This is a genomic window from Saccharopolyspora sp. NPDC045839 (assembly GCF_056431645.1).
Window position 1 is genome coordinate 122,861 of sequence record NZ_JBWKKH010000010.1, and the last position, 12,617, is coordinate 135,477.

A 12,617-nucleotide genomic window follows, 5' to 3' on the forward strand; every position below is an offset into this window, starting at 1 on the left:
AAAAGCGGCAGCAGCGTGGATCAGAAGTCCATGCCGCCCATGCCACCGGTCGGGTCCGGAGCGCCGGCCTTCTCCTTCTCCGGCTTGTCCGCGACCACGGCTTCGGTGGTCAGGAACAGCGCGGCGATGGAAGCGGCGTTCTGCAGCGCCGAACGGGTGACCTTGGCCGGGTCGAGGACGCCGGCCTGGACCAGGTCCTCGTACTCGCCGGTCGCGGCGTTGAGGCCGTGGCCGGAGGTGAGGCCCTTCACCTTCTCCGCGACGACGCCGCCCTCGAGGCCGGCGTTGATGGCGATCTGCTTCAGCGGCGCCTCGACAGCGATCTTCACGCTGTTGGCACCGGTCGCCTCGTCACCGGTCAGGTTGAGACCGTCGAAGGCAGCCTGCGCGGCCTGCAGCAGCGCGACGCCGCCACCGGCGACGATGCCCTCCTCGACCGCGGCCTTGGCGTTGCGGACCGCGTCCTCGATGCGGTGCTTGCGCTCCTTGAGCTCGACCTCGGTCGCCGCACCGGCCTTGATGACGGCCACGCCGCCGGCCAGCTTGGCCAGCCGCTCCTGCAGCTTCTCGCGGTCGTAGTCGGAGTCCGAGCGCTCGATCTCGGCGCGGATCTCGTTGACCCGCCCGGCGATCTGCTCGTCGTCGCCGGCACCCTCGACGATGGTGGTCTCGTCCTTGGTGACCACGATCTTGCGGGCGCGGCCCAGCAGGTTCAGGTCCGCGTTCTCCAGCTTGAGGCCGACCTCTTCGCTGATGACCTGGCCGCCGGTCAGGATCGCCATGTCCTGCAGCATCGCCTTGCGGCGGTCACCGAAGCCGGGGGCCTTGACGGCGACCGACTTGAAGGTGCCGCGGATCTTGTTGACGACCAGCGTGGCCAGGGCCTCGCCCTCGACGTCCTCGGAGATGATCAGCAGCGGCTTGTTGGCCTGCATGACCTTCTCGAGCAGCGGGAGCATGTCCTTGACGTTCGAGACCTTGGAGCTCAGCAGCAGGATGTACGGGTCCTCCAGGACCGCCTCCATCCGCTCCGAGTCGGTGACGAAGTAGGGCGAGATGTAGCCCTTGTCGAAGCGCATGCCCTCGGTGAGCTCCAGCTCCAGGCCGAAGGTGTTGCTCTCCTCGACGGTGATGACGCCTTCCTTGCCGACCTTGTCCATCGCCTCGGCGATGAGCTCGCCGATCTGACGGTCGCCGGCCGAGATCGCGGCCGTGGCGGCGATCTGGTCCTTGGTCTCGATCTCCTTGGCGTTCTTGAGCAGCTGCTCGGCGATCGCCTCGGTGGCCTTCTCGATGCCGCGCTTCAGGGCGATCGGGTTGGCGCCGGCCGCGACGTTGCGCAGGCCCTCGCGCACCAGCGCCTGGGCCAGGACGGTGGCGGTGGTGGTGCCGTCACCCGCGACGTCGTCGGTCTTCTTGGCGACCTCCTTGACCAGCTCGGCCCCGATCTTCTCCCACGGGTCTTCGAGCTCGATCTCCTTGGCGATGGAGACACCATCATTGGTGATCGTCGGCGCGCCCCACTTCTTCTCGAGCACGACGTTGCGGCCCTTCGGCCCGAGCGTCACCTTGACGGCGTCAGCGAGGGTGTTCATGCCGCGCTCAAGACCGCGGCGGGCGTCCTCGTCGAACGCGATCATCTTGGCCATTGCGGTGTGGTCCTCCACCTGTCTGGACGCCGCGGTGGTGGGTGCACCCCACGGCAGGACTCGTGCTCGGCCAGGCTCGGTGCCCGCGACGGACGACCGTGCGGCGGCGCCGTCGGGTGGCACCGCCGGAGACGGCCTCACCGTCCCGACCTGGCACTCAACCTCGCTGAGTGCCAATACCGTGTTTAGCACTCTCACCAGTCGAGTGCAAGCGAGGCGCGTCAGCGGGTGGGCACCGACGTGGGCAGGTCGCTGTTGTTGTACGAGGAAGTTTCCGTCGCAGTCGGGTCGCTGCCGCCGCCGGAACCACCGAGCGAGGTGGCCATCACAACGAAGATGACCACGATCACCACCAGCGCGACGCCGGCCAGCACCGGCACGATCCACTTCGCCGAGCTGCCGGACTTGGTCGCGAACGCCGCCGAGCCTGCCGGGATCGGCGGCCGCAGCCGCACGGGGTCGTTGCCGGGCGGCGGCAGCGGGCGCGGCGGCTGCTGCTGGTAGGGCGGGTAGCCGGGCGGCGCGGGCGGCGCGTACTGAACCGGCATCGGCCCGGACATCGGGGCCACGGGCGGGGCCACCTGGCGGGGCGGCGGTGGGGTCTCGCCGCCGGCTGCCGGGCCGAGCGCGGCGCGAGCCGCCGCGATCAGCTCCTTGCAGTTCGTGAAGCGCTGGTCGCCCTTCTTCGCCATGCCGCGGCGCAGCACCTCGTCGATGCTGCCGGGCAGCACCACCAGCGACGTCGCCGGCGGCGGCTCCGCGCCCAGGTGGCCCTGGATCACCTCCTGGACCTGCCCCTGGAACGGCGGCCGCCCGGTCAGGCAGGCGAACAGCATGCAGGTCAGCGCGTACTGGTCGGTGCGGCCGTCCACCGGTTCGCCGCGCAGGTGCTCGGGCGCCGCGTAGGTCGGCGAGCCCAGGAAGTCGCCGCTGGCGGTGCGGTGTCCGGTCGCGCCGCGCCTGGTGAGGCCGAAGTCGGCGAGGTAGACGTGCTCGTTGACGGACTCGCGCGAGGTCACCAGCACGTTGGCCGGCTTCAGGTCGAGGTGCACCAGGCCGCGCTCGTGCAGCATGTCCAGCGCCTCGGAGACCTGGGAGAGCAGCTCCAGGGCTCGCTTGGGCGAGATCGGCCCGTCCTTGATCAGGCTGGCCAGGTCGGACCCGTCGACCAGCCGCATCGCGATGTAGAGCATGCCGTCGACCTCGCCGAAGTCGTACAGCGGCACGATGTTGGCGTGGTCGATGGCCGAGGTGTTGCGGGCCTCGTCGACGAACCGCTCGCGGAACTCCGCGTCACCGGTGATGTGCTCGCCCATGATCTTGAGCGCGACCTTGCGCCCGAGCCGGGTATCGGTGGCGCGGTACATCACGCTCATCCCGCCGCGGCCGAGCACTCCGTCGATCTTGTAATGGCCGAGGCGCTGCCCGGTGAGGTCTGCCGACACGCGGAGCAGCCTAACGTTTCGGGATCACGCACGTCCCCGGGTTCGGCAACACCGTGATGACATCGATTCCGCACGCGCCGCGGCCCGGCTCCCGCGGACGGGAACCGGGCCGCGCTGACGTTCTCGACGCCGTGACATGCAATGTTCTTCATGAAGCGGCGGCAGCCGCTTGCGACGCTGAGCAAGCTGTTTCAGCTGCTTCTTCAGACCTTGCGGACACCGTCTGCTTGGGTGCGGCCGTCGCGTCCCGCTTTCACTTCGAATTCGACCCGATCCCCTTCGGAAAGGGTTCGGAAACCAGACATGTCGATCGCGGAGTAATGGACGAAAACATCAGATCCACCGTCTGTCGCAATGAATCCGTAGCCCTTCTCCGAGTTGAACCATTTGACCGTGCCGACCGCCACGGCGTCCTCCTCTAAAAAGTGATGCACGGCACCCAAAGCGCCGCTGGAGCAACGGCAACGCTACCCCAGAAAGCAGGTCTCGTCGCGGGTTCGGCAATGCAACTTTTCCGTTAAACGCTGGGCCGAACGGGTGTCGTTGATGGCCACGTTCAGTTATCGGAGTGGAGTTGACTCGGGAATTCGTCCGAATGCATGAGCCCATTTGCGCTCTCGGCGAAATTCGCGCCACCAGTTTGAAGCGACGGCTATGCGCACCCGCGCAACTCGCGCTCAGGAACGAGCGCCGAGCCCATTTGCCTGCAACCAGGTGACGAGTCCTCGCGGATTGCGGGTTTGGGTCAGCACCTGGCCGGGACCGGCGAAATCGAACACCAGGCCCTCACCGCTCTTGAGCGACTGGGCGACGCCCTGGTTCATCTGCCGCAGCCGGCTCTGCACCGTGTCGGCGTAGGCCACGACGTGCCCGGTGTCGATCGTGACGTACTCGCCGGGCTGGAGCGTCACCACGTCCAGCGCGCCGTAGCAGGAGACCACCACCGGGCCCTGGCCGCCGACGTGGGTCATGAAGCCGCCCTCGCCGCCGAAGAGGTTCTGGAAACCGCCCCACTGCGTCTCGACCTGCACGGTGCTCGCGGACGCGAGCCAGCAGCCCTTCGTCACGCACCAGCCGACCCGGCCGTCGAGCTCCAGCACGTTCAGGTCGCCCGGCAGGTTCGGCGCCACGTCCACCCAGCCGCCCTGCTGCGGGGCCGTGTAGGTGGACACGAAGAAGGACTCGCCGCCGAGCGCGGCGCGGGCCAGCGACTTCAGGAAGCCGCCCTGGGCGCGCGCCTCGACGGTCACGCCGAAGCTGGTGGCGAGCATCGCACCGGACTCGACCTGCACCGGCTCGCCCGGGGCGAGCATCAGCCGGGCCACCCCGAACGACGGCGTGTGACGGGTGCGAACCTGCACGGTTACCTCCTAGACGAGCCCGGGGACGAGTTTGCCACGTTGATCGGTGCGACTATTCGCACGCCGGTGGGGACAACAGGGGTGTCGATGACCGATGATCTGGGCGTGTCGCACGGAACCGGAACACCCGCTCTGACCGCGGTCGCAGATCACCAGTCGAAGATCGCCGCCCTGCTCGCCCCGACGCCGGTGCTGGTCAAGCCGCTGGCGGACTGCCTCGGGCTGGCCCTCGCCGCGGACCTGACCGCGCCGATCTCGCTGCCGCCGTTCGACAACTCCGCGATGGACGGCTACGCCGTCCGCTCCGTCGACCTGGCCGGCGCGACGCCGGAGCAGCCGGTGCTGCTGCCGGTCCACGAGGACATCCCGGCCGGCCGGGTGGACGTGCCGCCGCTGCAGCCGGGCACCGCGCACCGCATCATGACCGGCGCCCAGATGCCGCCGGGCGCGGACGCGGTGATCCCGGTGGAGCGCACCGACGGCGGCACCGAGCAGGTGCGGATGTTCTCCGCCGTGCAGCCGGGGGCGCACGTGCGGCGCGCGGGCGAGGACGTCACGGCGGGCGCCACCGTGCTGACGACGGGCACCGCGCTGGCGCCGTCGCAGCTGGGCGTCGCGGCCGCCGTCGGGGCCGCGGAGCTGCCCGTGCACCGGCCGGTCCGGGTGCTGGTGCTGTCCACCGGGTCGGAGCTGGTCGCGCCCGGCACCGCACTGCAGCCGGGGCAGATCTACGAGTCCAACGGCCTGATGCTGGCCGCCGCGGTGCGCGAAGCCGGCGGCGAGGCGACGCTGCTGCGGTTCGTGCCGGACGACGTCGATGCCTTCCACGCCGCGCTCGCCCCGCACCTGGCCGACACGGATCTGCTGATCACCTCCGGCGGCGTCAGCGCCGGAGCCTACGAGGTCGTCAAGGACGCGCTCACCGGCACCGGCGTCGAGTTCACCAAGGTCGCGATGCAGCCCGGGATGCCGCAGGGCTGCGGCCGGTACCGGGACGGCGTCGCCGTGGTGACGCTGCCGGGCAACCCGGTCAGCGCGATGGTGTCGTTCGAGGTGTTCGTGCGGCCCGCGCTGCGCGCCGCGGCCGGGCACCTGACCACCCGCCGCCCGGTGCGGCAGGCGACGCTGGCCGAGCCGCTGTCCGCGCCCGCGGGCAAGCGCCAGTACCGCCGGGGCCGGTTCGACCCGGCCACCGGCGGCGTGACGCTGCAGGGCGCGCCCGGCTCACACCTGCTGGCGGGCCTGGCCAAGGCGAACTGCCTGCTGGAGATCCCCGAGGACGTGACCGAACTCGCCGCCGAGTCCACAGTGGACGTCATGCTGCTCGACTAGCACCGCCCGGGAAGCTCGGAAGATCATCTGGTTGACGGATGGCACCGGCGTCCCCAAGACTGCACCACCATTACCGACCACCCCTCCGGAGTTCTGCACCGTGCGTGGCCCCTGGCGCGCCGCCCTGGCGCTGGCGTTGCACATCGGCTTCTTCCTCGCGCCGATCGCGCTGGTCCTCGGGCTGCTCGCGATCTCGGCGTTCACCTTCCGATACGACCAGTCCAGCGGGGTGAAGGCCGCGCTCGCGGCGGTCGCCGTCGGCGCGCTCTTCGCGATCGGGCTGCGCGCCGTGCTGCGCAGCCGGGTGCGGCCGCGCGGCGTGCGGCTGGACCGATCGGAGCAGCCGCAGATCTGGCGGATGGCGGAGTCGATCTCCGCCGATGCGGCCGCCCCGCTGCCCGACGAAATCCGCATCACCTCCGACCCGGCCGCGAACATCCGCGAGGACACCGCGCTGCTGGGCCTGCGCACCCGGACCCGCTACCTGGAACTCGGGCTGCCGCTGCTGGCCGCGCTCAACGTCAGCGAGCTGCGGGCCGTGGTGGCGCACGAACTCGGCAGGCTGACCGGGCGCAACAAGCTGACGGTCACCGCCTACCGGGCGTCGGCGAGCGTCGAGCGCACCGTCGACAGGCTCACCGGCGGCCCGGTCAAGTGGCTGTTCACCGGCTACGCCCGGCTGTTCACCGCGATCGCGGCCACCACCGGCCACGACCTGGAGCTCGCCGCCGACGCCATCGCGGTCCGGGAGGCGGGCACCCGAGCGGCGGCCACCGCGCTGCGGAAGCGGATCGCCATCGAGCTCGGCTGGCAGGAGTACGCCGACGAGTACCTCAGCATGGCCAAGGCCGTCGGCCACACCCCGGACGTGCTGCTGGGCTTCCGCAACTTCATGGAGCACCCGACCCGCAAACCGGAGCTCGCCGAGCGGGTCAAGAAGGCCATCGCCGAGGGCGAGGACGGCAGCCGCACCCACCTGCCGGCGCGCCGGCGCATCGAAGCGATGAAGCGGATCAAGGTCACCGGCCGCGACGCCGACGACCGGCCCGCGTTCGCGTTGCTGCGCAACCCGCGCAAGAGCGTGCCGGACCTCGAAGACCGCCTGATGGTCGACGGCCTCAAGCGCCGGCTGGGCTGGCCGGAGTTGGCCCGGCTGGCCGGCGCCGCGCACGTCGCCGAGCGGGCCGCGCTGCTGAGTTCCGCCACGGCGCAGAGCGGACTGCCGGTGGAGCCGACGATCGCGGGCATCCTGCCCGCCATCCACCGCGGCCAGGGCCACGACCTGGTGAACCCGGTGCTCAACCCCGGCCTGTGCCCGGAACGCATCGACGAGGCCGTCGTCGACACGCTCACCGAGCTGCTCGGCTGCGCCGTGGTGGACGCGCTGATCTGCGCCCGGCGGGCGCACCACGAGCTGGACTGGGGCGGCCCGTCGACGGTGCGGCTGGCCAACGGGCAGCCGCTGGACCCGGACCGGCTGGTCCGCCCGGCGGTGGCCGATCCCCGGCTGATCCCGGGCCTGCACCGGGCGCTGGTCGACCTCGGGGTGCCGATGACCCACGCGCGCCGCCCCGCCGCCGAGCCCGAGCCCGCGCTGGCCGGGATCGTCAGCCCGGTGCAGTGCCCCGGCGGCAACTACGACCTGCTGGTCACCGATCGCGGCCTGGTGCTGCTGCCCAGCTCCGCCAGCACCACGAAGCGCCTGCTGGCCGGCACGCTCGCCCGGTTCCGCAAGGCGGAGCAGGAGCAGCTCGCCGAGCTGGCCGCCACGCCGATCGGCGAGCTCCGGGAGCGGCCCGGCGCGCAGTGGGTGGACAGCCGGGACGTGGCCCGCGCGCGGCTGGACCAGGACCGCGCGGGCTGGTCGCTGTCGCTGGAGCTGTACCTGGACGAGTACGCGGTGTCCGAGCTGGACGACATCGGCGTGCGCGACGGCGAGGACGGCGTGTCCGAGCTGGTGCTGCGCAGCACGGCCGACGGCGTGGAGCACGGCGACCCGTACCGGGGCCTCGGCGAGCTGATGGGGGCGCGGATGAACCTCGACGAACCCGCCTACACGAATGAGTGAAAGCGAGCGGGGTTCTGATGACTCTTCGTCATGTAACGGCGCCGTGGGGTCCTCCAAAAGCGGCTACGGACATTTTGTGAACTCAATTACACTGGAAACCGCGTAACGAACCGTCGCCCATATACATCTCTTAGACGTCCGCACAAACCCACTACCGCTTGCCAGTGGGGAGCGGACACACCGAGGACCGTGCGCCGTCGGGGGGTGCACGGACCACACCGGGGAGGCCGTCCGACGTCTACGGGGAGACGTCGAACGGCCTCCTCGCTTTCTCTCACCCGACCGGGTTACCTGGGCGGCGCGTTGGCGGTAGCATCCCGGGATCGGATAGACGCAGGTCAGCAGAGTAGTTCTTGATCAACTACGCCCCCTGGCGTCGGTTGACGTGAGGCGTCCGCGATGCTGTACCGACGACGGCACCGGTCGGCGCTCGGCGTTCGCGCCGGGAACCCGGCCGAACCGCCGCACCATAGACCGCCGACGCAGGGGCGTAGCACCTCGATGAGCACCGCCGAAGAACCGAAGAAGAACCTGCTGGCGCACCTCGCCGCGCTGGCCCGCGACACCATCCCGCCGATGCACCCGGCAGGCCGGCCGTTCGTGCTCGGCGCCGCCATCGCGACCCTCCTGCTGCGCCGCCGCTGGCGCCCGGCGGGCGTGCTCGGTGGCATCGTCACCGCTTGGTGCGCGTGGTTCTTCCGCGAGCCCGCCCGCACGACGCCCAGCCGCGAGGGGCTCGCCGTCGCGCCCGCCGACGGCACGATCTCGCACATCGAGCCCGCGGTGCCGCCGGCCGAGCTCGGCCTCGGCGACGAGCCGATGACCCGCATCAGCGCGTTCCTGACGATCTTCGACGTGCACGTCCAGCGGATCCCGCTGAGCGGCAAGGTCGAGACCATCGCCTACCGGCCGGGCAAGTTCCTCTCCGCCGACCTGGACAAGGCCAGCGAGGACAACGAGCGCAACTCGATGGTCATCCGCGCCGACGACGGCTCCCAGGTCGCCGTGGTGCAGATCGCCGGCCTCGTGGCCCGCCGCATCGTCTGCTCCGTCTCCGAGGGCGACGTGCTGCAGGCCGGCAGCACCTACGGGCTGATCCGGTTCGGCTCCCGGGTGGACCTCTACGTGCCCACCGGCAGCCGGATCCTGGTCGAGCCCGGCCAGCGCACCATCGGCGGGGAGACCGCCCTCGCCGAGCTGCCTCGGGGGACGCATTCCTCATGAGCATGCACAGCGCCCCCGGCATCCGGCTGCTGCCCAACGCGATCACCGTGCTGGCGATGTGCGCCGGGCTGTCGGCGGTCCAGTTCGCGCTCAACGGCCAGCTCACCGGCGCGGTCGCGGCCGTCGCCGTAGCGGCGGTGCTCGACGGCCTGGACGGGCGGATCGCGCGGCTGCTCGACGCCACCTCCAAGATGGGCGCCGAACTGGACTCGCTGTCGGACGCGATGTCCTTCGGCGTCGCCCCGGCGCTGACGCTGTACGCCTGGCAGCTGCAGGACAACCGCGTCGGCTGGGTGGTCTCGCTGATCTTCGCGGTGTGCATGGTGCTCCGGCTGGCGCGGTTCAACACGCTGCTCGACGACGCCGAGCAGCCGCCGTACGCCAAGGAGTTCTTCGTCGGGGTGCCCGCCCCGGCGGCCGGGCTGCTCGGGCTGCTCCCGATCGTCCTGACGGCGCACTTCGGCTACCCGGGCTGGTGGGCGAACCAGAACGTGGTGATGGTCTGGATGGTGCTGGTCGCGGCGCTGATGGTCAGCCGGGTGCCGACGCTGTCGCTGAAGACCGTGAAGGTGCCGCCGAGGGCGGCGGCGCCGCTGCTGGTGCTGGTGGCGCTGCTGGCGGCGGGAATAATCATGTTCCCGCTGATCTCGCTGGCGATCGCCATGGTGATCTACCTCCTGCACATCCCGTACGCGGTCTACCGGCACAACTGGCTGGCCAAGCACCCGGAGGCGTGGAGCGCACCGCCGCGAGAGCGGCGCGCGATCCGTCGGCGCACCCAACGCCGGCTCGGCCTGCGCCCACCGCTGCGCCGCAGCGTGGCGGGCGCCGCCAGGCGCGTCCGCCTACCGCGACGCCACAGCCACCCGGACGGACCCCGCCGCAGCTGGCGACGCCTGGAGTTGCGGCGCAGCCGCAACGACGGCCCCCGCCGCTAACGGCCCACGCCCAAAGGCACGGCCAGGGCCGCCCGCCGCCGGAGGCACGGCCAGGGCGCGGTGAGGCTTGGCCAGGGCGCGGTGAGGCTTGGCCAGGGCGCAGTGAGGCTTGGCCAGGGCGCAGTGAGGCTTGGCCAGGGCACGGCGCGCGGGGCCCCTCCCGGCGGGGTTCCGCAATTTCAATGGAAATCGAAGGTCCGATTTCCATTGAAATTGCGGAAGTTGTCCACAGGCACCCCCGGGTTGTCCACAGCCTGCGGCGTGTCGGGGACATGACACACCGGTGGACCCGCAGTTTCCATTGAAACTGCGGGTCCACGTTCGTCCGGGCCCTGCGCCGGGCGTTGAAGGCGTCGGTGCCGGTTCCGCGCGGTTAAGCTCGCGGCGTGCCGTCGATAACGCTGACCGCTCGACTCTCCCCGTCCGCCAAGGACACCCGGCGCGGCGTCGTTCGCCTGCATCCCGAGGTGCTCGACGCCCTGGGGTTGCGGCCGTGGAACGCCGTGCAGCTGACCGGCGCCCGGGTCACCGTGGCGCTGGCCGCCGCGGCCGCGCCCGGCAGCCCGACCGGGGTGCTGCTGCTCGACGACGTGGCGTTGATGAACCTCGGCCTCACCGAAGGCGCCGAGGTGGGCGTCGCGCCCGTGCAGGTCGCCGCCGCGAAGCGGGTGAGCATCGCGGGTTCGCAGCTCGCCCGCGCCACCGTCGCGCCCGAGACCGTGCGGATGGCGTTGACCGGCAAGGTCTTCGGAACCGGCGACACCGTGTCGCTGCTGCCCCAGGACGTCGCGCCCGCGACCACCGCGAACGCCGGCGAGGTGCGCCGGAAGCTCTCCACCGCCATCGGCATGACCTGGACCAACGAGCTGATCACCATCGCCGCCACCGAACCGCCCGGCGCGGTGGCCGTGCAACCGTCCACAGTGGTCGAATGGCGGGACGGCGCCGCAGCGGCGGACTCCCCCGCCGCACCGGCCGCGCCGCAACCGGCGCCGGTCGAACCGGCCGAGCACGCGGTCCCGGTCGCCGACCTGGTCGGCTCCCGCGACACCGCGAAGCGGCTCACCGAATGGCTGCGGCTGGCCTTCGAGCAGCCCGGGCTGCTGCGCCGCCTCGGCGCCGAACCGCACCTCGGCGCGCTGCTCAGCGGCCCGGCCGGCGTCGGCAAGGCCACCCTCGCCCGCGCCGTGACGAGCGCGATCGGCGCGGAGCTCGTCGAAGTCGCGGCGCCCAGCGTCGCGGCGCTCGAACCGCGCACCGCCGCCCAACGCCTCCAGGACGCGATCAACCGGGCCACCAGCGCAACCGGCAACTGCGTGCTGCTGCTGACCGACGTCGAGAGCCTTCTGCCTGGCACCGAACCGCCGCCGCTGGCGACCGTGGCGCTCGACGCGATCCGCGGCGCGATCGGCACCGACGGGCTCGCCGTGGTCGTCACCAGCTCACAGCCGCAGGCGATCGACCCCAGGCTGCGGGAGCCGGGCCTGGTGGACCGGGAGCTCACCCTCGGCCTGCCCGACGACACCACCCGCGCGGATCTGCTGCGCGTGCTGCTGCGCAACGCGCCGCTGGCCGAGGACGTGCAGCTCGCCGAGGTCGCCGAGCGCGCCCCGGGGTTCGTCGTCGCCGACCTGGTGGCGCTGTGCCGGGAAGCGGCGGTCGGCGCGGCGTTGCGGCACCAGGACGACACCGCCGATCCCCGCATCCGGCAGCAGGACCTCCTCGACGCGCTGGCCTCGGTCCGCCCCATCTCGATGTCCACATCGGACAACCTGCAGACCGGCGGGCTGACGCTGGACGACGTCGGCGACATGACCGAGGTGAAGCAGGCCCTCACCGAGACGGTGCTCTGGCCTCTGCAGTACCCGGATTCGTTCACCCGGCTCGGCGTCGAGCCGCCGCGCGGCGTGCTGCTGTACGGGCCGCCGGGCTGCGGCAAGACGTTCCTGGTGCGGGCCCTGGCCGGCAGCGGGCGGCTGAACGTGCTCGTCGTCAAGGGCGCGGAGCTGATGGACAAGTGGGTCGGCGAGTCCGAGCGGGCGGTCCGCGAGCTGTTCCTGCGGGCCGCCAACGCGGCCCCGACGCTGGTGTTCCTCGACGAGGTGGACGCGCTGGCGCCGCGCCGCGGCCAGTCCTCGGACTCCGGCGTGGCGGACCGGGTGGTCGCGGCGCTGCTGACGGAGCTCGACGGCGTGGAACCGATGCGCGACGTGGTCGTCCTCGGCGCGACGAACCGCCCCGAGCTGGTCGATCCGGCCCTGCTCCGCCCCGGTCGCCTGGAGCGCCTCGTCTACGTCCCGCCGCCGGACGCGGAGGCCCGCGAGGCGATCCTGCGCGCGGCGGCGAAGAACACCCCCTTGGCGTCCGATGTGGACCTTGCCGCCCTGGCCGCCGAGCTGGGCGGCTACTCCGCCGCCGACTGCGCGGCCCTGATCCGCGAAGCGGCCCTGACGGCGATGCGCGAATCCCTTTCCGCGGCGGAGGTTTCGGCCGCGCACCTCGCGACGGCCCGGAAGGCCGTCCGGCCCTCCCTCGACCCGGCCCAGCTCGCGTCCCTGGAGGCCTACGCCACCCATCGCTCCTGACCGCGCGACTTCGCG

Annotated in this window: 9 protein-coding genes; 5 read left to right on the forward strand and 4 right to left on the reverse strand. The window is 71.6% G+C overall.

Annotation, left to right across the window (positions count from 1 at the left end; translation table 11 throughout):
* Positions 1–20: 20 nt before the first annotated feature.
* The 4 genes from groL to AC07EQ_RS16775 form a co-directional block, all read right to left on the reverse strand.
* Positions 21–1,649 carry a chaperonin GroEL gene (gene groL, locus AC07EQ_RS16760; protein WP_093268687.1) on the reverse strand — a complete coding sequence of 543 codons (1,629 nt, stop codon included), beginning with the start codon at positions 1,647–1,649 and terminating at the stop codon, positions 21–23.
* A 221-nt stretch (positions 1,650–1,870) separates the two neighbouring features.
* Positions 1,871–3,094, reverse strand: a complete 1,224-nt coding sequence (locus AC07EQ_RS16765; protein ID WP_478388832.1) for a serine/threonine-protein kinase — start codon at positions 3,092–3,094, stop codon at positions 1,871–1,873.
* Positions 3,095–3,297: 203 nt separating this feature from the next.
* On the reverse strand, positions 3,298–3,501 hold the full coding sequence (locus AC07EQ_RS16770) for a cold-shock protein (protein WP_132623257.1): 204 nt from the start codon (positions 3,499–3,501) through the stop codon (positions 3,298–3,300).
* A gap of 270 nt (positions 3,502–3,771) precedes the next feature.
* Positions 3,772–4,455, reverse strand: a complete 684-nt coding sequence (locus AC07EQ_RS16775; RefSeq protein WP_358580603.1) for a TIGR00266 family protein — start codon at positions 4,453–4,455, stop codon at positions 3,772–3,774.
* A gap of 87 nt (positions 4,456–4,542) precedes the next feature.
* On the opposite strand from AC07EQ_RS16775, the gene moeA reads away from it, so the two are divergent.
* The 5 genes from moeA to AC07EQ_RS16800 all read left to right on the forward strand — a co-directional run bounded on the left by moeA (position 4,543) and on the right by AC07EQ_RS16800 (position 12,602).
* A complete protein-coding gene (gene moeA, locus AC07EQ_RS16780) occupies positions 4,543–5,787 on the forward strand; it encodes a molybdopterin molybdotransferase MoeA (RefSeq protein WP_478388833.1) in 1,245 nt (414 codons plus the stop codon).
* Between the two features lie 100 nt (positions 5,788–5,887).
* Entirely contained in the window at positions 5,888–7,855 is a 1,968-nt protein-coding gene (locus tag AC07EQ_RS16785; RefSeq protein WP_478388834.1) for a M48 family metallopeptidase, read from the forward strand.
* Positions 7,856–8,356: 501 nt separating this feature from the next.
* Positions 8,357–9,079, forward strand: a complete 723-nt coding sequence (locus AC07EQ_RS16790) for a phosphatidylserine decarboxylase (RefSeq protein ID WP_478388835.1) — start codon at positions 8,357–8,359, stop codon at positions 9,077–9,079.
* Complete coding sequence (gene pssA / locus AC07EQ_RS16795) at positions 9,076–10,017, forward strand: CDP-diacylglycerol--serine O-phosphatidyltransferase (protein WP_478388836.1); 942 nt, start codon at positions 9,076–9,078, stop codon at positions 10,015–10,017. Before AC07EQ_RS16790 ends, pssA begins: the two co-directional genes overlap by 4 nt.
* A 386-nt stretch (positions 10,018–10,403) precedes the next feature.
* Positions 10,404–12,602: an AAA family ATPase gene (locus AC07EQ_RS16800; protein WP_478388837.1), complete on the forward strand. Its 2,199-nt coding sequence runs from the start codon at positions 10,404–10,406 to the stop codon at positions 12,600–12,602.
* Positions 12,603–12,617 lie beyond the last annotated feature (15 nt).

Bases quoted from the DNA above. Each gene is read 5' to 3' on its own strand.
- groL (WP_093268687.1), bottom strand. From the start codon at position 1,649: ATGGCCAAGATGATCGCGTTCGACGAGGACGCCCGCCGCGGTCTTGAG.
- moeA (WP_478388833.1), top strand. From the start codon at position 4,543: ATGACCGATGATCTGGGCGTGTCGCACGGAACCGGAACACCCGCTCTG.
- AC07EQ_RS16790 (WP_478388835.1), top strand. From the start codon at position 8,357: ATGAGCACCGCCGAAGAACCGAAGAAGAACCTGCTGGCGCACCTCGCC.
- pssA (WP_478388836.1), top strand. From the start codon at position 9,076: ATGAGCATGCACAGCGCCCCCGGCATCCGGCTGCTGCCCAACGCGATC.